The sequence below is a fragment of the Paenibacillus rhizolycopersici genome, assembly GCF_014947195.2.
Lineage (GTDB): Bacteria > Bacillota > Bacilli > Paenibacillales > Paenibacillaceae > Fontibacillus > Fontibacillus rhizolycopersici.
Genome location: NZ_JADCNN020000011.1, coordinates 68,098 through 91,726 on the forward strand (window position 1 = coordinate 68,098; position 23,629 = coordinate 91,726).

22 protein-coding genes and 1 other annotated feature are annotated in these 23,629 nt (G+C 53.1%); of the genes, 15 read left to right on the plus strand and 7 right to left on the minus strand.

The features are described 5' to 3' along the window. Window positions 1-12: 12 nt before the first annotated feature. Window positions 13-903, minus strand: coding sequence for a LysR substrate-binding domain-containing protein (locus IM700_RS13505; protein WP_193416096.1), 891 nt, complete (start codon window positions 901-903; stop codon window positions 13-15). Between the two features lie 159 nt (window positions 904-1,062). Here IM700_RS13505 and IM700_RS13510 point away from each other — a divergent pair, with 159 nt between their 5' ends. Beyond that, window positions 1,063-1,410, plus strand: a complete 348-nt coding sequence (locus tag IM700_RS13510; protein WP_193416097.1) for a nuclear transport factor 2 family protein — start codon at window positions 1,063-1,065, stop codon at window positions 1,408-1,410. A 1-nt stretch (window position 1,411) separates the two neighbouring features. After that, the gene (locus IM700_RS13515) at window positions 1,412-2,206 is read left to right on the plus strand and encodes an SDR family oxidoreductase (RefSeq protein ID WP_193416098.1); all 795 of its coding nucleotides are present in this window, start codon (window positions 1,412-1,414) and stop codon (window positions 2,204-2,206) included. Between the two features lie 54 nt (window positions 2,207-2,260). Here IM700_RS13515 and IM700_RS13520 read toward each other — a convergent pair whose 3' ends face one another. Both IM700_RS13520 and IM700_RS13525 read right to left on the minus strand, forming a co-directional pair. Next, a complete protein-coding gene (locus tag IM700_RS13520) occupies window positions 2,261-3,184 on the minus strand; it encodes a serine hydrolase domain-containing protein (RefSeq protein WP_193416099.1) in 924 nt (307 codons plus the stop codon). A gap of 16 nt (window positions 3,185-3,200) precedes the next feature. Continuing rightward, window positions 3,201-3,527, minus strand: a complete 327-nt coding sequence (locus tag IM700_RS13525; RefSeq protein WP_155607886.1) for a YnfA family protein — start codon at window positions 3,525-3,527, stop codon at window positions 3,201-3,203. A 168-nt stretch (window positions 3,528-3,695) separates the two neighbouring features. Between IM700_RS13525 and IM700_RS13530 the strand changes: the two genes are divergently transcribed. From IM700_RS13530 to IM700_RS13540, 3 genes are all read left to right on the plus strand, one after another. Further along, window positions 3,696-4,013, plus strand: a complete 318-nt coding sequence (locus tag IM700_RS13530) for a thioredoxin family protein (RefSeq protein ID WP_155607887.1) — start codon at window positions 3,696-3,698, stop codon at window positions 4,011-4,013. 44 nt (window positions 4,014-4,057) lie between these two features. Beyond that, window positions 4,058-4,729, plus strand: a complete 672-nt coding sequence (locus IM700_RS13535) for a VOC family protein (RefSeq protein WP_155607888.1) — start codon at window positions 4,058-4,060, stop codon at window positions 4,727-4,729. A gap of 103 nt (window positions 4,730-4,832) precedes the next feature. After that, entirely contained in the window at window positions 4,833-5,627 is a 795-nt protein-coding gene (locus IM700_RS13540; protein WP_193416100.1) for a TetR/AcrR family transcriptional regulator, read from the plus strand. Between the two features lie 72 nt (window positions 5,628-5,699). Here IM700_RS13540 and IM700_RS13545 read toward each other — a convergent pair whose 3' ends face one another. Then, window positions 5,700-6,485 (minus strand): ABC transporter permease, encoded by a 786-nt coding sequence (locus IM700_RS13545; RefSeq protein WP_193416101.1) that lies wholly within the window; start codon window positions 6,483-6,485, stop codon window positions 5,700-5,702. Next, a complete protein-coding gene (locus IM700_RS13550; RefSeq protein ID WP_193416102.1) occupies window positions 6,485-7,366 on the minus strand; it encodes an ATP-binding cassette domain-containing protein in 882 nt (293 codons plus the stop codon). Before IM700_RS13550 ends, IM700_RS13545 begins: the two co-directional genes overlap by 1 nt. A 370-nt stretch (window positions 7,367-7,736) precedes the next feature. Between IM700_RS13550 and IM700_RS13555 the strand changes: the two genes are divergently transcribed. The 7 genes from IM700_RS13555 to IM700_RS13585 all read left to right on the plus strand — a co-directional run bounded on the left by IM700_RS13555 (window position 7,737) and on the right by IM700_RS13585 (window position 18,031). Next, complete coding sequence (locus IM700_RS13555; protein ID WP_193416103.1) at window positions 7,737-12,710, plus strand: discoidin domain-containing protein; 4,974 nt, start codon at window positions 7,737-7,739, stop codon at window positions 12,708-12,710. A gap of 160 nt (window positions 12,711-12,870) precedes the next feature. Next, on the plus strand, window positions 12,871-13,446 hold the full coding sequence (locus IM700_RS13560) for a TetR/AcrR family transcriptional regulator (protein WP_193416104.1): 576 nt from the start codon (window positions 12,871-12,873) through the stop codon (window positions 13,444-13,446). A 64-nt stretch (window positions 13,447-13,510) separates the two neighbouring features. Continuing rightward, window positions 13,511-14,287, plus strand: coding sequence for an SDR family NAD(P)-dependent oxidoreductase (locus IM700_RS13565; RefSeq protein ID WP_193416105.1), 777 nt, complete (start codon window positions 13,511-13,513; stop codon window positions 14,285-14,287). Window positions 14,288-14,496: 209 nt separating this feature from the next. Continuing rightward, window positions 14,497-15,039, plus strand: a complete 543-nt coding sequence (locus tag IM700_RS13570) for a polymer-forming cytoskeletal protein (RefSeq protein WP_155607895.1) — start codon at window positions 14,497-14,499, stop codon at window positions 15,037-15,039. 213 nt (window positions 15,040-15,252) lie between these two features. Then, entirely contained in the window at window positions 15,253-16,083 is an 831-nt protein-coding gene (locus IM700_RS13575; protein ID WP_193416106.1) for a helix-turn-helix transcriptional regulator, read from the plus strand. 109 nt (window positions 16,084-16,192) lie between these two features. After that, on the plus strand, window positions 16,193-17,407 hold the full coding sequence (locus tag IM700_RS13580; RefSeq protein WP_193416107.1) for a multidrug efflux MFS transporter: 1,215 nt from the start codon (window positions 16,193-16,195) through the stop codon (window positions 17,405-17,407). 27 nt (window positions 17,408-17,434) lie between these two features. Further along, window positions 17,435-18,031 (plus strand): hydrolase, encoded by a 597-nt coding sequence (locus tag IM700_RS13585; protein WP_418888783.1) that lies wholly within the window; start codon window positions 17,435-17,437, stop codon window positions 18,029-18,031. Between the two features lie 190 nt (window positions 18,032-18,221). Here the strand turns inward: IM700_RS13585 and IM700_RS13590 are convergent, their stop codons facing one another. After that, window positions 18,222-20,180, minus strand: a complete 1,959-nt coding sequence (locus IM700_RS13590; RefSeq protein WP_193416108.1) for an alpha-amylase family protein — start codon at window positions 20,178-20,180, stop codon at window positions 18,222-18,224. Between the two features lie 131 nt (window positions 20,181-20,311). On the opposite strand from IM700_RS13590, the gene IM700_RS13595 reads away from it, so the two are divergent. The 3 genes from IM700_RS13595 (at window position 20,312) to IM700_RS13605 (ending at window position 23,189) form a co-directional block, all read left to right on the plus strand. Then, window positions 20,312-21,190: an AraC family transcriptional regulator gene (locus IM700_RS13595; RefSeq protein WP_193416109.1), complete on the plus strand. Its 879-nt coding sequence runs from the start codon at window positions 20,312-20,314 to the stop codon at window positions 21,188-21,190. Between the two features lie 75 nt (window positions 21,191-21,265). Continuing rightward, window positions 21,266-21,531 (plus strand) — a binding site (T-box leader). A gap of 81 nt (window positions 21,532-21,612) precedes the next feature. Further along, entirely contained in the window at window positions 21,613-22,698 is a 1,086-nt protein-coding gene (gene asd, locus IM700_RS13600) for an aspartate-semialdehyde dehydrogenase (protein WP_193416110.1), read from the plus strand. Between the two features lie 32 nt (window positions 22,699-22,730). Continuing rightward, a complete protein-coding gene (locus IM700_RS13605; RefSeq protein WP_193416111.1) occupies window positions 22,731-23,189 on the plus strand; it encodes a GNAT family N-acetyltransferase in 459 nt (152 codons plus the stop codon). A gap of 81 nt (window positions 23,190-23,270) precedes the next feature. Here the strand turns inward: IM700_RS13605 and IM700_RS13610 are convergent, their stop codons facing one another. Continuing rightward, window positions 23,271-23,582 carry a YbjQ family protein gene (locus tag IM700_RS13610; protein ID WP_155607902.1) on the minus strand — a complete coding sequence of 104 codons (312 nt, stop codon included), beginning with the start codon at window positions 23,580-23,582 and terminating at the stop codon, window positions 23,271-23,273. Window positions 23,583-23,629: the final 47 nt, after the last annotated feature.

The following is a 23,629-nucleotide window of genomic DNA, read 5'->3' on the forward strand; positions in this document are numbered from 1 at the left end:
TGGATTTTCGAGTTAGTTGCTTTTTGTATCATAGCATAGACCATTTACATATTCGATGAACCGCTTGGCCGCTGGCGAAACGTAGCGATCTTTTCGCCACTTGAGGCCAAGCTCCCATTCCCAGCCTTCCTCCTGAATGGGAATCCATGCGAGTCCTTCGAGCTCCAGTCCCATCGTCTTCGGTAGGACGGATACGCCTAAACCGGCCTTAATGAAGCCTGCTACTGTGATCAAATCCTCGGCATCATACGTGGATGCTAGCGAAAATCCGGTGCTTTGGAACCGAGCGAGTAGGGTCGCTTTGAGACCGCAGTTGTTTTTCAACCCCACGAACGGCTCTCCGGACAATTCGGTTAAGCTTAACGAAGGGCGATTAGCTAAGGGGTGTTGTGCCGAAACAACGATAAATAGCGGAAGCGTTTGGATCACGATCCATTCATGGAGCTCCATAAACGATTCTCGGGAAGTGATCATGAGATCAGAGAGTCCTTTGTTCAAGTGCTCGTCGATGTCTCCGAGGTTTCCTTGCGTTAATTCGAATCGGACCTGCGGATGGCTTCGTTGATAATCGCGGATCAGTGTTGGCACGAGATCAACGCCTAGGATATTCAGGTACGACAAGGCAACAACTCCGGTCTCCGGATTTGTCCATTCCTGCAATTCCCGAGTGCCGTTGGTCAAATCCTGCATCGCTTGTTCAACCCAGACCATGAACATCTGACCGTACCGGTTAAGCTCCAGGTTTCGGCCGCTTCGCTCGAAGAGCGGAACGCCAAGTTCATGCTCGAGCTTGGAAATGGCGTGGCTTAAGGCCGGCTGGGTTAAATTCAGCGCCTTGGAGGCTTGGGTCATATGCTGCAAGCGGGCAACCGTCAGGAAATACTCGAGTTGCGTGAGTTCCACAGTAGTCACCTCACCTTTATATATTAATTTAATTTATTATTTACATGAATACTATAAATTAGACGATATAAGGGGTCAATCGTAAAATGGATTTGGGCCCGGTTCAACCAAGTAAAGCGGATCGAGGACCAGATGCTAAAGCTAAGGAGTGGAGCAGAAATGACTCGGAATGACATCGAGGTAGGGTTACCTCAAACGATTCGTGATTTTTTTCGGGCAAGTGATAAGCACCAAACGGAGGACTTACTTGCCTGCTTCGGGGATAACGCATTAGTTTTGGACGATGGAGGAAGGTATGAGGGGCTAAGCTCAATCCGTTCCTGGAGCGATCAGAACTATATCGGGGCCCGGGTTCATGCGGATCTTATCGCGGTGGAGCCAAGGGATAAGGAATGGGCGGTTCTGGCCGAAATCACCGGCGATTATCCAGGGGGGCCGTATCGATTTTGGTTTGGATTCACCTTAGATCAAGGACAGATCAGCAAATTGGAAATTACGGAGGGATAAGATGAAATTCGACTTAAATCAGATTCATACGGAGTTTGCCGGTAAAAAAGTGCTTGTGACAGGGGGCACCAAAGGGATGGGACAAGCCATTACAGCGAGGCTAGTCGCTGCGGGGGCCGTTGTCATGACGACGGCCAGATCGATGCCGGAATCGCCAGGCGATCCGCTGCTGTTCGTAGCCGCAGACCTGGCGACCCCTGAAGGGGCGGAGGAGGTGACCCGTACGGTCCTGGAGCGCATGGGCGGCGTAGATATCCTTATTCACTGCGTTGGCGGATCGACCACGCCTCCAGGCGGGGCCTTGGCACTTCGCGAAGAGGAATGGATCTACGCGCTGAACTGGAACTTACTTAGCGCCGTTCGCTTGGACCGGGGACTACTGCCATCGATGCTGGAGATGGGGAAAGGGGCGATCGTGCACATCTCTTCGATCCAACGTAAGCTGCCGCTGTTCGAAACGACTTTGGCCTATGCCGCGGCGAAAGCGGCGTTAACGAACTACAGCAAAGGGTTATCCAAAGAATTTGCACCGCAAGGCATCCGTGTCAACACAGTTTCTCCCGGGTTTATTCAGACGAAAGCGGCCGATGCTTTAATCGACCGAATTGCTGCAGAGACGGGTAGTCGGGAGAGCGCCCTGGAGCAGCTGATGCAGTCGCTTGGCGGTATTCCGCTGGGTCATCCGGGACGACCGGAGGATGTAGCCGAACTCGTGGCGTTCCTTGTCTCTGACCGGGCAGCTTCCATAACAGGCAGCGAATACGTCATCGATGGAGGAACGATCCCAACGCTTTAACCTCTGCTATCGTCAACTTCAAAAGAGCCTTCCCAACAAGGGAGGGCTCTTCGTTTAAAGATGGGGAGCGATGTTCAATCGGAATACTTCGGTCGGAGGGCGGTCTCTTTTGCGCTTATCATCGGTCAGAACGACGACGGTCTCCAGGCTTGGGATCACGTAGATGAATTGTCCTCCGTAGCCGCGGGCATAGAAAAATTCAAAAGACGACTCCCGCTCCCCCGTGTATACGTCCGTCCACCAATGCCAGGCATAGCAGCCGCGATGGGGGGGTTCAACGTCGATCGCGGGATGGACGGACTCCTTCAGGCGTTCCTGGCTGATCAGTTGTCGTCCGTTCCAGGCACCTTGCTGCAAATACAATAAACCGAACTTCATCATATCCGTTGGCCGTAGCCACAATCCGAATCCGCCGGTATGAATTCCCTGCGGGTCTTGCTCCCAGCGGTAGGTTTCGATGCCGAGCGGGCCGAACAGGTTCTCTTCGGCAAAACGGGCTGTCGGCATGCCGGCTGCTTGGACCAAGATTGCCGATAGGAGCTGGGAGCCGCCCGAGTTGTATTCCATCCGGTCGCCGGGGCGATCGGCCATCGGTTGATCCAGGGCGAACCGGACCCAATCGCGGGAGCGGGTCATCCGTGGAAACGAGTTATGCTCGCCGAATTCTGTCCAATTCCACCCTCCCGACATGGTGAGGAGATGCCGCAGGGTGATCTCCCGCTTCCGTTCGTCGGAGTCCGCATTCAATGAGGGGAAGAAGGTGCGGATTTGCGTATCGGGTGGAGGCAGCAGACCGCGGTCGAAGGCGATGCAGAGCAAGGCTGATAGGAAGCTTTTTGTGCAGGAATTGGTTTTGGCGATTTGGTCAGCCACTTGCGTGTTACGATAATGCTCGAGGACAAGCTGGCCTTCCCGGTTGATGAGACAGCTTCGTAATTGAAGCGGCTGAATGGCCGCAGAAATGGCAGAGAGATTCATCGCTTAGATGTCCTTTCTAGTGTCGTGGGGCCCAAAGGATAATCGATACGCCGATCAAACAGATTGCGGCGCCAAGCCAATCGTAGAGGTCGGGCGTCTTCTTGTCTACCCACCAGCCCCATAATATCGCGAGCGCGATGAAGACGCCCCCGTAGGCTGCATATACGCGACCGAAAGAAGGGAACTTTTGCAGGGTCGGAACGATGCCGTAGACGATGAGGATCAACCCGCCAGTGATGCCATACCAGAGCGGCCTGGATTCCCGGAGCCAGAGCCAGATCAAATAGCCGCCGCCGATTTCGGCGAGTCCGGCGACAAGAAACAAGAGAATCGCGAGGAGCATGATGAAGCCAATCCTTTCGCTCTATTTTTACCCATGATTGTACCATGGATCCGTAAAGATGAAACCTTGATGAAGACTATGGCGTCTTCGCGCGAATGCGTTATAATCGATCTAAGGTGAATATTCAAATTTAAACTATCAAATCTACAATTAAAGGAGTGGATCCGGATGGAAAGAGTCCAATCGGAAACGCAATTCGAACAATTGATTCAAAGAGACCAGTATACGGTCATTAAATTCGATACAACCTGGTGCCCGGACTGCAAAAACCTCGATCGGTTTATTGGAGATATCATCGCCGAGCATACGGACAAGGAGTTCTACGCGATGGATGCCGAGGAATTCCAGCCGTTGGCCGAAGCTAACGAGGTGCGGGGCATTCCGAGCCTGCTCGTCTATAAAAACGGGGAGAAGCTTGCCCATCTACACAGCAAATTCGCCAAAACGCCGGGGCAGATCCGCGAATACCTCGAGAGTTTGGCTTAATCCGGTAGGGGGGCGTTCATCGTCCGTCATGGGGAGAGGGGAACATGAAGTTTACGGAAATGACTTTGTGGTCGGGGCAACTGCAGGAGACGGAAGCCTTCTACACGGAAATCCTGGGGTTTGCCTTAATCGAGCAAGGACTGGAGCACTTCACGATTCAAGCCGGAACCACGCTGCTCACGTTTCGTTTGGCCCAAGAGAACGTCTCGCCGTTTTATCATTTTGCGCTGAACATACCGGAGAATAAATTTGTTGAAGCCAAGCAGTGGTTGGCGGCGAGAGTTCCATTGATCCGTGAACAGGGGGAAGATGAGGTGTTCTTTACCTCCTGGAACGCGCATGCGGTTTATTTTGAAGATCCGTCCGGTAACATTGTCGAATGGATTGCCCGGCATCATTTACCCAGCGGGATCAGCCACGATTTTACCGTCGATGACATCATGGGGGTTAGTGAAATCGGTATCGTTACATCCGAAGTCCTCCCCTTGGTTCGTCGTTTGAACGCGGCAGGGATACCGAATTGGAGAGGGGACGATGAGGGACTGACCCCAGTTGGCGATGAATATGGGCTGCTGATCGTCGTCAGGGACAGACGGGAATGGTATTTCTCCAACCGGAAAGCGGCCCATTTCTACCCGGTAGAACTGTCCGCAGTCGGGATCGGGCAATTGAAGTTTCGTGCGCAGGACGAGTTGTTGGTCACATCGTTCGGTTGAATTGAAGCGGATGCTTCATGTACACGTTCATGGATGTTGTCCCTTGTTTTGTGGTATATTGCTTATATAATAAGCAGTTGCATTTTGGACAGGAGACACGCGCATGAACGAGAATGGAAATAAGACGGACGATCGTAACTATACGAAGGGGCTTCCTCACGGAATTGCATTAACCTGGGGATTGATTCCGGAGCCTAAACGGGGGCCCAAACGGGAGCTAAGCATTCCGGAAATTGTCCGTACCGCAGTTGCACTTGCGGATAAGGACGGGCTCGCTGCCGTATCCATGAGCCGGGTCGCCGGAGCGCTGGGTTATACGGCCATGTCGTTGTATCGATACATTCCAAGCAAGGATGATCTGCTGCTTCTGATGCAAGAGGCGATCTGTGACATCCTCCTTCCTGAGGAACAGGATCCGGAGGATTGGCGAGGGATGATGCGTACCTTCGTTTGGAGTACGGTGAAAGTATATAAGGAGCATCCCTGGTTTGCCGATCTCCCGATTTATGGAGCGCCAATCACACCCAACAGTTTACGGTTTGTCGATTGGGCATTAAAGGGAATGCGAGACTTTCCAATCAGCGGGTATGTCAAAATGTCAATTGTACTTCTCCTGAGCAGTTATGCGCGCGCCTGCGGAATCCTGCAACGGGACATGGAGCGGGCCTTCAGTTCGGGAACTAGCCTGGGTGAATTTAGCGGTTATAGCTACAGTGCTGCTTTGAAAGAGCTCGTCACCCCGGAGCGTTTCCCCTATTTACATCCATTGATCATGTCGGGAGAGTACACCGGAGAAGATGAAGCCGAGGGCGGCGTGGGGAATGACATTGAATTCGGTCTGGAGCGGATTCTTGACGGGATAGAGCATTATTTGAGCGCTGCGAAAAAACAAACATAAAAGCAGGGATAACGAAGCGATTCGTTATTCCCTGCTTTTTTTATTGCGCTTTTTGCCGGATGATGGTTGCGTTTATCGTTGTCCTGACCGCCTTTGAAACACGACGCGACACCAGACGAAAGCACCGGCGATGAGGAACAGGCACCACCCGACTGCCCACCAAGCATTGTCACCGAGCGGAACATTGGTGAGCAACCCGCGGATCGTTTCGATCGCCGGGGTGATCGGCTGGTGGGCCGCGAAGCCCTGCAGCCATCGCGGCATCGATTGCGTGGGCACGAAGGCGCTGGATAGATAGGGGAGGAACAGCAGGATGAACCCGTAACCGCTTGCGGCCGAGGCGCTCCCGGCGATGAGGCCGATGGCTGCGAATAACCAGGTGATGGCCAGGATAAACAAGATGATCATGCCCATAGACCCTAGCCATTCCCAGAAACCGGCGGCAGGGCTGAAACCGACTAGCAAAGCAACGCCAATCACGATCACTGTTGCGATAAGATTGCGGAACAAGCTGGCTACGACATGGCCGGTTATTACGCCCAGGCTTTGAATCGGCATGGTGCGAAATCGCTCGATCACACCGTTGGAAAGGTCCTCGGCGACTTTCACCGCAGTCCCTGAAGCACCAAATCCGGCACACAGCAGGATGATCCCGGGAACCACATACTCAACGTAATTGCCGGAGGGGTCAAGGGCACCGCCGAAAACATAGGTGAACAGCAGCATCAGCATCACCGGGAGCACGATCGCCATGACCATGGCATCCACATCTCTCAGACTATGGCGGATGCCGCGGCCGATGAATACCCAATTGGTCATCCAGGACGAAGGCACTTTGGCTGAAAATGGGGCTTCCATTAAACGGCTTCCTCCTTATCGCCGGAAGTCAGAGAAATGAACACCTCATCCATCGTCGGACGCTGAATGCTGACACGTACATCCGAGGGCACCTGGGTTTGAAGATCATTTAAGATCCCCAACAAATCACGGATGGTGCCGTCCGTCGGCACCCGGGATAGCAACTGATCATCGGAGTCCCGGAGTTCGACCCGATCGCTGCGGACTTGAGCTTTCAATTGCTCCGCCGTACCGGTCGCAACGATTCGTCCGTCCTTGAGAACGGCGATCGTATCGGCCAATTGATCCGCTTCCTCCAAATATTGCGTTGTTAGAAAAATCGTATGACCCTGCCGCGCTAATTCCGTGATGCTACCCCAGAGTACGCGGCGGCTCAGCGTGTCAAGACCGGTTGTCGGTTCGTCCAGGAACAGTACCGGGCGGTTGACGATCAGGCTGATCGCAAGATCAAGACGGCGACGCATGCCGCCGGAATAGGTCTTGACCCGTTTTCGGGCCGCATCGGTCAAGTCGAATTGTTCTAATAGCTCTGCAGCGCGCAAACGTGCCATTTTGGAGGTTAGGCCTGAAAGACGGCCCATCATCACTAAATTTTCCTCCCCGCTCAGCACTTCATCGACCGCGGTAAATTGTCCGGTAAGGCTAATTGAACGTTTGACTTCGTTTGTTTGCGCGGTCACCTCGTATTCAGCAACCCGAACCGTTCCCGCATCGGGCGTGGTAAGGGTCGAGAGGATGCGGATTAGGGTTGTTTTACCGGCGCCATTGGGTCCCAGTAAGGCATAGACCGTGCCTTTAGGCACAACAAGATCAACCCCGTTCAGCACAGTTTGGCTGCCGAAGCTTTTGTACAACCCGCTAATTTCGATCGCATGATTCATTCCAAGGACTCCTCTCTCAATTAACTGTATATAATGTAAACAGTATATGGTATAAGCATATGTGAAGTCAATACGAAACATTCATGGCATTGGCTAATTTTTTCGTTGTGCGACTAGAGAAATACTTCCTAAATCATACGTAGTGCTATTTTCCTGTTTTTTGAAACGAAGGGAATGCACTCTACACTAATAAGGTTGATCGGACGATAATCCATGGTGGAGTGGTACTTTTTTCCACAAAGGGACCGCTTTGAAGGACATCTTATCAAAGTGAGGAGACATGCGATGTAGAGAGATTGAACTAGAGAAATGGCGATAGGAGACTGTTGTGGAGCGCTACATAGTTAAACGACAATGAAGGAGAGAAATCATGGAGAGAGCGTTCGTGAGCAAACGCAAAGCCCGGATCTGGGCGCATTTATTGACCGCTATCATTTTATGGATCAGCAGCGTGCAAGTGATACCGGCACCGGAGGCGCGTGCAGCTGAGGGAGATTATTTACTTTCACTATATAGACCGGTCTACAGTTCCTCGTCGCTAGGCGGGAATACGCCGGATATGGCGGTGGATGGCAACGAGAATACCCGATGGGAAAGCGTATGGAAAAAAGATCCGCAATGGATGTACGTCGACTTAGGCGCCAGTGCTACGATCTCGAAGATATCCGTCCATTGGGAGAACGCCTATGCCAGCGCTTTTGCGTTTGAGGTGTCCGACGATGAAGTTCATTGGGAGCCCGTCTATTCCACGACGGAAGGTAAAGGTGGATGGACGGAGGTCGACGTGGACGCCAAAACCCGTTATGTCCGTGTGTTAAGCACGAAACGGGCACAGGAAGCCTACGGCGTATCGATTTACGAATTTAACGTTTATGGCACCGGCGGTGTCAGCTTGCCTCCAAAGCCAGCTGCAGCAAATCTGGCGCTTGGCAAGCCGGTAACGGCCTCTTCGCTGGAAATCGATGAGCCTAGCAAATCGGCGGAAGATAAAGCCAAAATGGAAGAGAAAAACTATTTAGCGATCCATGCGACCGACGGCAGCAACGATACACGCTGGTCTTCAGTTTACAAGGACAACGAATGGATTTACGTCGACTTGGGTGAAACCCGGGAAATCGGCAGCGTATCCTTTAACTGGGAGACGGCTTACGGGCGCGCTTACGATATTCAGGTATCCGAGGATGCCAGCCACTGGACGACCGTATACCGCGAGTTAAACGGATCGGGCGGACGGGAAACCATCCCGGTCTACGCGAATGCCCGTTACGTGAAGATGGCCGGTCTCGGCCGCGGCTCCACAAACGGCTATTCGCTGTTTGAATTCGGCGTCTACGCTTACCGGGAAGGCGACCCGAAATCAACCTATGACATCCCGGAAATTCCGGCCGCTTCCGCCGTTCAGCTTGGCGCGGGCAGTTATGAAATCAACGATGTGACGATGCTGGAACCCAAAAATCCGAAGTATCGCACCTCTAACGTCGAAGCGCCGATTCCTTCGAATGACTGGTGGCAGTCGATTCTGATCACCAATTTAGGCGACGGTAACAGCCTGGTGACACTTCCGCTGAAGAATCGGTACACCAAGCAGGGGCTGAACATTTTGAACCCAGGAGCCGGGTATGCTTCCGCTGACGGAGGTTCGATGGACGCTGACGGCGAACCGGATTTGATCTTGTCGACGAATAACATCAACCCTGCCGAGGTTGTCACAAAGATCTCCGGATATGGCGATTACTCCGCCACGGTCATGATGAGCGACGACGATACGGCGAAAATGAGCACAACATTCGTCAAAGGCTCGCCGTTCCTCTACAACACGTTCGAGAATCCAGATGCGGCGATTTTGCAATCGCAGTACATCACCCGGCTGTATGATGATCACAACCAACCGATCCTGCTCAATGACGGCGATGTCCTGACGGCCGATCATATCGGGATCGAGGTAACCAACCAGGACAAGGCACCGCAGCCGCAAACCTTCGTGCGCCAGTACGGGGTGTTCGCACCAGAAGGCACGGTATTTATGAAGCTGGGCAACACGATCAAGATCAAGTTTGGCCCAGGAGGAAACTACCTCTCCCTGGCGGCGCTGCCGTCTGCGGACGAGCTGAGCGGCTACTATCAGCATGCCTATGCGTTCGTCACGGATTCGCAAGTCGACTATCGTTACGATGAAGCGGCTTCGCTCGTAACGACGGACTTCCACTCGATCACGGAGCTGAAACGCCCGGGTTTCTCTTCAGAGACGTTCATGGCGCTGCTACCGCATCAATGGAAGATCGCCACCACGCCTTTAACCGATCTGAGCTACCCTTCGATTCGCGGGCTGTTGAAGGTGAGCGAAGGGAATTCTTTTACGACCCAAGATCGTTTCTATGGAATCATTCCGCAGTTTGTTGAACCCGATGATCCAACCTATTCCCGGGCACAGATGATGGCGTATCTGGATCAACTGGATGCGGACGTAGCGGGCAACATCATGAGCGAAGACCCTTATTGGCAAGGCAAAAAGCTTCATCCATTGTCATTAGGTGTCTTGATCAGCGATCAGCTTGGCGATACAGAACGGAGAGATCATTATCTGTCCAAGCTGAAAGACATTTTGACGGACTGGTACACCTATTCGCCGGAAGAACGGCTGCACTCGTATTATTTCCATTACTCGGACGAGTGGGGGTCCATCTTCCCGTACGGCAGCGGCTTCGGCGTGAATACCGGCTTGACGGACCACCATTTCACCTATGGCTATTACATCTTTGCTTCCGCCGTGCTGGCGACGTACGATAAGCAGTTCCTCCAGGATTATCGCGAGATGGTGGAAGTGCTGATTCGAGATTATGCGAATCCGTCGAAGACGGACAGCCAGTTCCCTTGGCTCCGCAACTTTGACCCTTACGAAGGTCATTCCTGGGCGGGCGGCTATGCGGACAATCGCAGCGGGAACAACCAGGAAGCGGCCGGGGAGGCTCTGTTCAGCTGGGTTGGCGAATATATGTGGGGCCTGGTAACGGGCAATGACGCATATCGCGATACCGGCATTTGGGGCTTTACGACCGAGGAAAAAGCAGCAGAGCAGTATTGGTTCAACTATGATCACGACAATTGGGTAGAAGGCTACAAGCACGCTACCGTAGGTCATGTCTACGGAAGTGCCTATTTGTACGGCACGTATTTCTCCGGCGATCCGGAGCAGATATACGGCATTCACTGGCTCCCGCCTGCGGAATGGATGACGTATTATGGACGGGATCCGCAAAAAACAAACGAGCTGTATGCCGGATTGATCAAGGACCTTGGCGGCCAGCCGGAACGTTCGTGGCAGCATATCATCTGGCCGTTCCAATCGATTGGCGATCCGGAAGGCGCGCTGGCGAAGTGGGATACCCGACAAATGCAACAGAACGAAGTATTCAACGCATATTGGTTCCTTCACAGCATGGTGTCGACGGGAACCCGTTCCATGGATATTTGGGCGGACGATCCGGCCGTTACCGTATATGAAAAAGACGGCGTCTACACGGCGCAAATCTGGAATCCGTCGGATAACGCCAAGACCGTGCATTTCTTCGGCGCGAATGGGCCATTGGGATCGGCAACGGTATATGCTAAAGCCCAAGTGAAAGTAAACCCGCTAGAAGAGTCCGTGTTGGAAGGACCAGATCCTTCGCAAGGCGTGAAATATCTGGATCGCAGCGGATGGACGATCACGGCTTCGTCCAGCTCGGAAGGCGTCGAGCGCTTGGTGGACGGCGACTTATCGACCCGCTGGTCTTCGGGACGGTTGCAAGCTCCCGGCGACTGGCTGCAAATCGATTTGGGATCGGAGCAAACGTTTGACACCTTATTTATGAACTCCGGCACGAACTGGGGAGATTACGCGCATGGTTATGAGGTTTACGTCTCGGCTGACGGTGAAAGCTGGAACGATCCGGTGGCAACAGACACGGGTACATCGCCAAGCCTAGCCGTATCCTTAAATAAGCAGCAGGCCCGTTATGTGAAAATGGTGCTGACAGCGCCTGCGGACAGCTGGTGGTCGATTTCCGAGCTGAAGCTGGCCGAGTTCGGCGCTGCTGCGCCGCCTGTAACACCGCAACCGGCAGATGGCTCGTTGGATGATCGCTCCGGCTGGGTCGTAACCGCATCCTCCACCCAGGGGAAGGATGTAACGGTAAACATGCTGGACGGTAACCGCGACACGCTCTGGACGAACGGAAGAGAACAAGCAAGCGGCCAATGGGTGAAGGTGGATTTAGGCGCGGTACATCGCTTCGATTCCATCTTGCTTGATCCGGGCAATGCGGGGGAAGATTACCCGCGCTCGTATCGACTATATGTTTCAAACGATGGCGAGAACTGGGGGGATCCGGTCATCGGAGGCCCAGGACAGGCGGGCCGCTTGTCGGTCACTTTCCCGACGCAAACCGCCCGTTACCTGAAGCTGGTGCAAACCGGCGAGGCGAACCGGTGGTGGTCGATCGCCGAGCTCTATGTCAATGATTACGGCATCGGCAAGCAGAAAGAAGTGACGCCCGACAACTGGATCGTTACCTCCTCCTCCGGAAATAGTGCGGGGGCGATCGTTGACGGCGTCGAAAGTTCCCGTTGGACGAGCGGCCGTGAACAAACCGGCGGTGAATGGTTCCAACTTGATTTGGGTATGGCGCAGCCGGTAGACCAAATGGTGATGGACAGCGCACACAGCCATGAGGATTACGCACATGGCTATGAAGTGTACGTATCGCTGGACGGTGAATCTTGGGGAAGTCCCGTCGCATCGGGGACGGGCAAAGGTCCGATTGTGACTGCTGCCTTCCCGTTGCAGACGGCTCGGTTCCTCAAAGTCGTACAGACGGGAACCGATCCCCACTGGTGGTCGATTCATGAAGTGAAGGTATACACAGCAGATTCGACCCCATGGATTACGGAACCGCAGGATGGGGAGGAAGTACTCTTGAATACGTTGGACCGCTCGGGCTGGACGGTTACGGCATCGACCTACGCCGATCTCTCGGCGCTGTTCGATGATAACTTAGGCAGCCGCTGGACCTCCGGCGCGGGGCAATCCCCGGACCAATGGATACAGATCGATCTAGGCGGCGAGCGGCATTTCAGCCGATTAAGCATGGATTCGGGAGGCAGCGATAACGATTATGCCCGCAGCTTCCAGGTACTCCTCTCAGAGGACGGCGAGAGCTGGACAACGGTCTCGGAGGACGTCGGAACTAGCAAGCAAATCGTGACGACATTCCCACAGCAATCCGCCCGGTACGTAAAGATCCTGCAAACTTCCACGACACCGGAGTGGTGGTGGTCGATTGCCGAAATAAATCTATATCGTTAAGAAGCGGCAAGATCAGATAGTTGAATTCAGCTCCCGGACGGAATTTTCCGTTGCAGGGAGCTGCTTTTTTATTAAATAATTGGAGAACGGAAATTCTAAAATAATTCTTTACCGAACGTTCTCAATATGATAAACTCAAGATGAAAGGAGGGACCGCCCATTGGCCAGAGCCAAACAATTTGACGAGGATACGGTGTTGCTGAAAGCGATGAAGCTATTTTGGGAACAAGGCTATGAGAGAACGTCGATGCAGGATTTGGTCGAGCAAATGGGCGTTCATAAGCGTAGCATGTATGACACATTCGGCGATAAGCATTCTCTGTATGTCCGAGCGCTGAACCGGTATCAGGAAGTGATTGCGAAACGGATGGTGGAGGCGATGAACGGAGCCCGTTCCACAAAGGAAGCGATCCGCGCCTTATTCGAAATGGTGATCTATCCGGAAAAGGGATTCCCGGCGGGCTGCCTGATGGTGAACACGGCGGTTGAGCTCGCAACGATCGACGCGGATGCCAGGGCTTTCGTGACCGAGGGTTGGGCGCATTCCGAGATCGTGATCCGTGGGCTGATCGAAGCCGGACAACGATCAGATGAGTTAGATCCGTCGTTGAACGCGGAGGAGCTCGCGTCCTATTTCAATAATGCCTTGGCTGGCCTTAGGGTAATGGTGAAGACAGTTGAAGATAAAGAGAAGCTCGTCCGGATCGTCGATACGACGTTGTCTTTGTTGAAGTAGTCTTTTTTTTGCACAAAAGAGAATGATCATTCTCAATAAACATCTATCTAAAGGAGCGAGTACGATGGGAAAACTAGCAGGTAAAGTAGCGTTGATTACTGGAGGGAGCAGCGGGATTGGATTCTCCACGGCCCAATTGTTTGTAGCCGAAGGGGCGAAAGTTGTCATAACGGGAAGGAACCCGGACAATTTGAAGAAAGCGGTGGATACGCTGGGCACATCCAATAGCATTGGCGTGGTATCGGACGCGGCTGATCCGGAGAGCGCCGAGAAGGCCGTCGCGGCAGCAGTGGAAGCTTTTGGCGGATTAGACATCGTGTTTGCCAATGCCGGGATCAGCGGAAGTACGCCACTCGGCAGTACGGACCCGTCCCTGTTTAAGCGCATTCTCGATATCAACGTCGCCGGTGTATTCTTCACGGTTCAAGCGGCTTCGCCCCATTTGAGAGAGGGGGGCTCGGTGATCCTGAACGGTTCCGTTCTGGCCAAAGCCGGCAGTCCGGGGTATGCCGCTTATGCTGCAAGCAAAGGGGCGGTTACAAGCATGGCGCGGGTTCTGGTTTCGGAACTGGCACCGCGCGGGATCCGCGTCAATACCGTCGTGCCGGGCGCCACGAAAACGCCGATTTGGGGAGATACTGCTGCGTCGACTTTTAATCAGCTGGAAGATTATTTGAAACGCAGCATCCCGCTGAACCGAATGGGCGAACCTATAGAACTGGCAAATACCATGTTATTTCTGGCTTCAGACGATGCATCCTTCGTCAACGGGGCGGAAATCAGCGTAGATGGGGGCTCAGGCTCTTCACCGATGGGAACACCGCTCCATACCCAACGTTAACAACTCCTCCCGTCAGGGGGTTCATATACATCAGAGCCGGTCGGTTTCCGATCGGCTTGTTTACTCGAACAGGAGGAAGGTGGAAAAATGATGAACAAGCTGTGACTTGTTATGTGAAAAAAAGCACATTAAAAGTGAAATAAATCACATTATATGATTCCACTTTTTTTTATAATTCAAACTGAAGATAAAAACAGGAGGGAAATCAAATGAAAATGGTCAAAGGTTTGGTAGTAGCAGGTATTGCAGCGGCGTTGCTGGCAGGTTGCGGTTCGAATAACGGGAATACGGCGGAAAACACAAATAAACCCGCTGAACAAACCGACGTAACGACGACGGCATCGATCGTAAACCAAGCGGATGCGTTCACGAATGCAGTCAGCGAAAAAGGGACTTGGATCGTCGCGATTCTGGACGACTTGACAGTCGATAAGGATGTTGTAGTTGCTGGTGAATTCCATGACAAAAACGATGCTGCAAAAGACATCTATCGTAAAATCGCGCTGTACACCCAAGACGAAGATCACAACATCACCGCTTCGTTTACATTGACGGTTCCTAAACTGACGGTACAAAGTGAAAACCTGAGAATTCAAGGCGGTACCGTGAAAGGTGACGTCTATGTAGAAGCAAACGGGTTCAACTTGGATAAAACCGCTACGATCGACGGCAACCTGTACTTCGCTAACGCGGACGTGCAAGCTAGCGCGAAAATCGACGGTAAAGTAACGGGCGCAACAGAAGTGAAGTAAGTTTAGTCCTAATCATAACGAAGGCCAACCAATCAGGTTGGCCTTGTTTTTATACCAAAAATGATTTTACGAATACATAGATCCGTTTATCCTCCCACATTCAGATCATAGTTCTACGTCTTCAGAGGGCGGGAGGTTGCGGTTTGCCCGGCCGTATGTTCTAATCGCAGTAGCTGCGTTCCGCAGCGGAAGACCCGGTGGAGGCGATCGGTTATGAACTTGAATAATCTCTATTTTCATATCCATTACTGCAATAGTAAGCAACCAAACGATGGCAAGAAGATCAGGACCCAAATTAGCAGAACGCTTCAGCATCATGAACTGCTGCTTGTAACCGGAGGTAAGGGCAGCTTAACGCTGGGCGGCAAGAAGCATCTCCTTCAGGAGGGGTTGATCTTTTACCTGCGAGCGGGGTTACCGCATACGATTGAAATGGATGAAGAGGAGCCGATTTGCTTCTATTCGGTCCACTTCAGCTATACGAGCATCGGATATGACGAAGGCGCTTGGTCTATCGGAAAGGTACATGAACGGCTGCCGTTGCCGCCGATGCGCATACTGCAAAATGGATACTTGGTCGTGGACGCCTTTCAAAGGCTGACGGCCGCCTGGTCCGCCAAACTGCCGGGTTATGAGCTGTTGGCAAGAGCCAGATTGCAGCAGCTGCTATATGAAATCTTCTTACAGGTAAAGAGACAAAATCAGAATCACGCGGTTGCGCTTAAAGTCGAAAAGGTGATCCAGCATATGCGTGAGCATCTTACTGAGCGGCTCACTTTGGCGGAGTTGTCTGATTTGGTGCAACTGTCAACGTATTATCTGACGCGAGTGTTCAAGCAGGCTACCGGCTATACGGTCATCGAGTACTTCAACAAACTTAAAATGGATAAAGCCAAAGAACTCATCTTGGACGGTGACAAAAAAATCAAGGACGTTGCATTAGAGCTCGGTTTCGCCGACGAATTTTACTTCAGCCGAATTTTCAAGCGTACGGAAGGGATCAGTCCATCTGAATTTTACAGCAATATCGTCCATGGAGTTTAGGATAATGCATGGTACATAGCTGTTTTTCGCGTTAAGATCATTCTGCAAGAATGTTCAATTGTCACGCAATGGACAGCGAGCTCTTACAGAAGGAAGAAGGCTTTGGGTTATGCCGATTTGGAAAAGAAATTTGATCGTCTGCTGGTTTGGCATGTTCGTGACAGGGGTAGGCATGAGCCAGATCGCTCCGATTTTGCCGCTCTACATCAAGCAGCTGGGGGTTGATCAGGCCGATGCGGTAGCCCGTTATTCCGGACTCGCATTTGGCATTACGTTTATCGTCTCGGCGATTTTCTCCCCGATTTGGGGGCTCGCGGCCGATAAATATGGGCGGAAACCGATGCTCCTCCGGGCTAGCCTCGGAATGGCGATCATTATCGGATGTATGGGGTTCGCTACCCATGTGTATGTGTTGATCGTCCTTCGTCTGTTGCAAGGCATCATTACCGGCTACGGCACAGCATGCACAACGCTGATCGCGACGCAAACGGACAAGGCTCATGCGGGTTGGGCGTTAGGCCTGTTATCCACGTCCAATATCGCGGGATCGCTGTTAGGGCCAACGATCGGCGGGTTCATTGCCGAAAACGCCGGGATTCCAAACACCTTTTTCCTGACCGGTGTGTTGATGCTGATCGCTTTCATAACGACCTGGTTATTCGTTAAGGAAACGTTCGTGCGGACGGATGAGAAAGTGGCGGGAATGAAAGAGGTATGGGCGGCAGTTCCTGAAAAAAGCTTAACCTTGACGCTGTTCGCCACCTTTTTTATGCTGAGTGTCGCCATGTATTCGGTGGAACCGGTGCTAACGGTGTATGTAAATGATATTTCTCGGAACAGCGGCCATGTGGCGCTATTGGCCGGGGTCATTTTCTCGGCATCGGGTTTGGCTAATATTTTGGCCGCGCCAAGGCTCGGGAAGTTGTCCGACCGGATTGGCGCTCATAAGGTGATGCTGGCTGCGCTGCTGGTGGCCGGGATCTTGCTTATCCCGCAGGCACTCGCACGGAATCCTTGGGAGCTGATGGGGTTGCGTTTTTTGCTGGGATTGGCAGCGGGCGGACTCAGTCCCTCGGTCAACACACTCATCAAGAAGATTACTCCGGATCATCTGACAGGGCGGGTGTATGGATTTAGCATGGCAGCCGGGTATCTGGGGGTATTTGCCGGTTCCGTGCTGGGCGGCCAAGTCGCGGCTTGGCTCGGCGTTCCATACGTATTCTTGACGACCGGCGTTTTGCTGCTAATCAATGCGGTCTGGGTTTATACGAAGGTGTATAAGAAGTTGAAGGAACCTGGTCGATTGGCGCTTATCCAAAGATAACCAGAATGGAGTGAAGGAGAGATGATGATGGAAATGGATCCATCTGACATGAAGACGAGGATCATAGCGGAAAAGACAGCGCTGGTTGTGATCGATTTGCAGCAAGGAATTGCGCATCCCTCCCGCAAAGGGGCTCCACACGAGAGCTCCGTAGTAGTAGGAAACGCAAGCCGGCTGGCACAGGCATTTGCCGAAGAAGGCGGGTTCGTGGTGCTTGTCCGGGTATCCTCCTTTGATGGAAAGGACATGTTGAAGCCAGAAACGGATATGCATCCGAGCCCAACGGCGTACCCTGCAGGTTGGGATGAAATCGTGCCTGAATTGGCGGAGGTTAAAGGGGCACACATGGTGACGAAACGCCAGTGGGGAGCTTTCTTCGGCACGGACCTCGATCTGCAACTGCGGCGGCGCGGCATCGATACGATCGTGCTCTGCGGCATCTCCACCTCCATCGGGGTTGACATGACTGCGCGTGAAGCGTTCCAGCATGGGTACCAACAGATATTCGTCGAGGATGCCATGTCTGCTTCGACGACGGAGGAGCACGAGTACGTATGCCGATTCATCTTCCCGCGCATCGGCAAGATACGATCGACGGAAGAGGTTTTGGCGGCGCTGCGGTAAATGGTCGTTTTGATGTGAAAGAGCCTTGGACCTTTGGGTTCAAGGCTCTTTGGGTATGCGCCCAGCATGGGGACATCGATAGGGTGAAAATTCCGAGCGGGGGTTGTGAGCGCCTGCCGACAGGCCATGGAACAGGAAACGGCTTGGCCGAGTAATCCGGGGTATCCGCTTCTACCCGATTGATCGTGTACTAAAACTGCAGCACAACCATCTGATGGCAGGACCAAGAGGGAAGAGTGTACGTGATGCTCCCTTTCTCTTGGCGGAATGGAATCGCTGTCCGCTGAGGCGCCAGATAAACTTCCCGAACCGGTGCCGGTACAGCGATCGTGGATTCGATGCCGCTAAGGATCGGGAGGTCTTCGATGACCTCAACGTTTTGGCCCCGGCGTACCGGAGAGGCATACAGCAGATGGTGAATCCAGCGGTTGCTGGTTTGTTGTGCCTGAAGCGTTGTTACCCCTTGAGCGGGCAGATTCGTGCTCACCGTCTTGCGCTGCAACAAGAGGTCCAAGGCGTAGTGCAGGATTTCCTTGACGGGCAAGCTGCCCTTCAAGGCGTAGTCCTCGAACAGATTCCAGGCTGCGTAGATACCGGAAGGGCCCTCCACCATGCCGGGGCCGGCGTCCTGCAAATTGGACGGTGTGTGCTGATGCGAGCAAAAGGTGAACAGATCGCGGTTGAAATAGGAATTTTCCCGGCTGCCCAGCTTGTGACCGTTTGTATCCAGCTCGATGTCCTGACCAACGGCGTAAATGACGAAGGAAGCGTTGCTTAAGGAAGGCAGTTCAAAGTCCGGCCGAAAATAAGACGGCTTGAACGCGGAGGCCTTAAGCGGTTTCGCACCGAAATCAAGTTCGAACCGCGTACTGTCCGACGACAGGCCGGAGCGTCCGGTGGCCAGGATTTTGCCGCCTTTGGCGACAAATGCTTCAAGCTTCGTCTTGAGCGGTTCGTCGAGGGTAATGACGTCCGGCAGAATGACGACTTGATAAGAAGTTAGGTCGGTTTCCGTGTCCACGACATCAAACAGGTAATTCCCTTCCAGCAGGATCCGTACGGCCCCCGAATCGGCGTCTTGCACCGAAGCGCCCGGAACCCCCGATGCCTCGGCAGACAGCAGCGCTACGTCTGCGACGGAGGTTACGTCCCGGCACCATTCCTCCTTCGCTTCAACTTCCCTATAAGCTTCGCCGATTAGCGCATAAGTTGCTGGGTCCATCAATCCGGTCGGATGCAGTTGGTCGCCGATTGAGATCCGTGCCCCGTTCGCCAAGCTAAGCACCGTCTCGTACTTCAGCGCGTTTGGATGCTTGTAACCGCCAAATTCGCCCCACGAGGTGTGAAATTTTCCCGTCATCCCCAGGAAGTTCATTCCCAGCCCTTGAGCGTACCGCGCGGAAAGCGGAAAGTGGTCATACCCCCAACCGCCCGTCGGCAGGGACTCCAGCTCCAGATGGGTGTTCAGCTTTGCGAGGTCACGCCGACCGCGCTTAACATGTCCCCCATTGTGGAAGATCGGCAGGCCAGGCTTCACGGCATGCACGGCATCATCCATCACTTTGGCGTAGCGGAGATAGGTCTCTTCCCAAAAGCGTCTCATCTCTTCCAGGTTGCGTGGATCCGAGCCGCGTTTACGGATTTCAGCAACGCAAGATTGGCAATAACATTCGCGGACCCCAACGATATCGAGGAAGATTCCGTCCGCATCATAATGGGTTACGACCTCACGGACTTGAGCAGCCAGGATGTCCAGGTAAGGGGTGTTCATGCAAAACTGATGATATCCCGGCGTCATAAAATCGGGCGACCAGCTAAGCTTCTCGTGCGGATCGCGGATCAGCCATTCCGGATGTTGGCGAGCGAGCTTCTCATCCAGACCAGCGGAGAGATAAACCGGCGTTTTGACGCCGATTTCGTGAGCCGCTTCGATTTGTGCGCCGAGCAAGTCGAACGATAGATGCGGGTGCATTTCGTTGGCGGTTGTCGGATGGTAAGCCCAGCCATGATGGCATTTGGAGAACACCGTAATCGAATCGACATGGCCCAGTTGGAGCATCTCCTGGAATTGCTGCTTGGAGAATCGGCTGCCGATGCCTTCGATTGCTTCGGAAGTATGGAAATCGAGATGAACCTGTCGGAATCTCATGGGTATTCCTCCCGTAATGGATTGTTATCATCGTACGATACCTACCATTCTAAAGAGATTAATCGCTTGATACAGCTGCTAATTGCGACTAAATATAGTACAATTTCTACATAACATGGGGGGGCGATAACATGTTCATGCTGGAGTTTGAGGCACCGCCTTTGCCGTTGCTGGCAACGGTAGGCTACGCGTTATGGAAACCGGGAGTGACGCATGCCGAACGGGTCTTCGAGGCGTACGATCTGATTATTTGCGCGAAAGGGTCTTTATATATGGAAGAGGAGGGGACCGCTTACGAGATAGGGCCCGGGAAGCTTCTGGTGCTGGAACCGGGATTAAGGCATCGCGGTTACCGTCCGACCGAGGAAGAAACCGAGGTGTACTGGATCCATTTACGACACCCTGCCGCGTCCCCGCTCAAGCTGGCGGAGAAGCAAGGGTGGCAGCAGCAGCCGCTCGCACGAACCGATCAGGACACGGAGCCGCGACCGGCGATGATTGACGTCCCGAAATTTGCCGACGTGGATCTCCGAACGATACGGCCTTTGCTGGACGAGATGATCGCGCTGCATCGGTCGCTTACGCCCTATCGTTCCTTCGAGCTGCAGCTTCGGTTCAGTCAGTTGCTTTTGCAGCTGCAGCACGGGATGAGACAAGGAGGTCCGCAGTCGCGGTCGTACGAGCTCAGCGAGCGAGTTGCTTCTTATCTGGAAGATCGATTGGACACCGCTTTTGATGCGGGGCAAATGGAACGTGATTTGCATTATCATTTCGATTATTTGGCGCGGTGCTTGAAGCAGCATACGGGAATGAGCCCGCTGCAATACCGCCATCATCAACAAATCGAGAGGGCCAAGCGGTTGCTCGCGCATACCGACGAGCCGTTGAAACAGATTGGGGAGCAATGCGGGTTCCCGGATCCGAATTATTTCGCCCGGTTGTTCAAACGGGAGACCACATTCACACCGGGGGCTTACCGGAGAAGATACCGCGTCATCCGGATGGACTAAGGGAACATTTGGGCTCTGAAAATTTCTTCAAACCGGTTTACGTTCTGGCGCGAATCTGGTAATATTATCGCAACATGAAATGCGATGACGAGATGAGTAGGTAAATGGAACCTTTCCCAGAGAGCTCCGGTAAGCTGCAAAGGAGCAAAGCGTTTCTTTATCGAATAAAGCCTCTGAGCAGCGCATCGGAACGCAAAGTCGGCGGGATGGTGTGACAGGAGCTCCTGTTATAGAGCTAGGGTATACGCTTGGCTGGGTCAGGCTGTACTTGAAGAGGTTAATATGGCGACATATTAACGAATCTGGGGTGGTACCGCGGGCATACCAATCTCGCCCCCAAGACGGAAGACTCGTCTTGGAGGTGGGATTTTTTATTTTGGCGATGGTTAGAACACTTATATGGAAAGGACAGGATCAAACAAATGGGTGAGAGATTGAAAGTAGGCATCGTCGGTGGGACGGGAATGGTGGGCCAGCGCTTCGTACAGCTGCTGGATCAGCACCCTTGGTTCGAGGTCACAGGCATAGCGGCCAGCGCGAAATCGGCAGGCAAAACGTATGAGGAGTCCGTGCAGGGACGTTGGAAAATGGCCACGCCGATCCCGGAAGCCGTTAAATCTATCGTAGTTCAGGACGCGGCCAAGGTTGAAGAAGTGACGGCAGATGTGGACTTCGTATTCTGTGCGGTTGATATGAAAAAGGCTGAAATTCAAGCGTTGGAGGAAGCGTACGCGAAAACCGGTACCCCGGTCATCTCCAACAACTCGGCTCACCGCTGGACGCCGGATGTTCCGATGGTGATCCCGGAAGTCAACCCGCAGCATATCGAAGTGATTGCCGCACAGCGCAAACGCCTCGGAACGAGCACAGGGTTCATTGCCGTGAAGCCGAACTGCTCGATTCAAAGTTACGTACCCGCATTAAATGCGCTGCTGGATTTTGAACCTAATACGGTGGTTGCTTCGACGTATCAGGCGATTTCCGGTGCCGGGAAGAACTTTACCGATTGGCCGGATATGCTGGATAACGTGATCCCGTATATCGGCGGCGAGGAAGAGAAGAGTGAGCAGGAACCGCTGCGGATATGGGGCCATGTGGATGGCGGGCAGATCGTCAAAGCAAGCTCCCCTTTAATTACGACGCAGTGCATCCGCGTTCCCGTGACGGACGGTCACTTGGCAACCGTGTTCGTGTCGTTTAAGAACAAACCGTCGAAGGATGAAATCATTGGGCGCTGGCGCGGGTTCCAGGGCAGACCGCAAGAGTTGGGATTGCCAAGCGCACCAAAGCAGTTTATCACTTATTTTCAGGAAGAAAACCGTCCACAGACGAAACTTGACCGTGATATTGAACATGGGATGGGGGTTTCGGTGGGTCGGTTGCGCGAGGATTCGCTGTACGACTATAAATTCGTTGGACTTTCGCATAATACATTGCGCGGAGCTGCAGGCGGAGCGGTACTCATTGCCGAACTGCTGAAGGCGGAAGGATATATCCAAGCGAAGTAAATGAGGTTATGAAGGGATAGGGAGGGAGCCGGTTGTTAACGATCAAATTGGATGATTTGAGCGGACCTGAGATTGCAGCTTTAATTGGTGAACATTTGGCGAATATGGCCGAGAACTCCCCGCCTGAGAGTATTCATGCGCTGAATCTGGACGGTTTGAAAAGGCCGGACGTTACGTTCTGGAGTGCCTGGATCGACGACGAGCTCGCAGGATGCGGTGCCCTAAAGGAGTTGGATGACCAGCATGGCGAGGTGAAATCGATGCGCACCGCCATTCCTTATCGGGGAAAGGGCGTCGCGAAGCAAGTGCTGGTGCATCTCCTCGAGGAGGCGGCACGGCGAGGGTACCGGCAAGTCAGCCTAGAGACAGGTTCTATGGAGGCTTTCGCCCCGGCTCGTCGGTTGTATGAAGGCTTCGGGTTTACGTATTGCGGGCCCTTTGCGGATTATGTAGAGGACCCCAACAGTGTGTTTATGACCAAGAGGATCTAATGGGGATGAATCATCCCGAAGAGCCCAAAAAAACCCGCGAATCCGCGGGTTTTTGGTTTTTCTTTAGGGTGAAACTAGTGATTAAACGATGACGGCCGTTCCGCTGACCGAAACCATCAGCATCCCTTCGCGAATCACCTCATAATCGATGTCGACGCCGATGATGGCGTTCGCCCCGAGACGCGAAGCTTTCTCGTGCATTTCTGCGAACGCAGTGTCCCGGGCCTCTTGGAGCTTGTTCTCATAAGCGCCCGAACGTCCGCCAACGATATCGGTAATCGATGCCAAAAAATCGCGCACAACGTTGGCGCCCATGATGACTTCGCCCGTGACGATGCCGATGTATTGTCTTACCGGTGAGCCTTCAATGGTTGTGGTTGTTGTCATAATCATTCGAGAGTCCTCCTCATTTTTTGAAGCGTTACTGGATGTTACGCAGG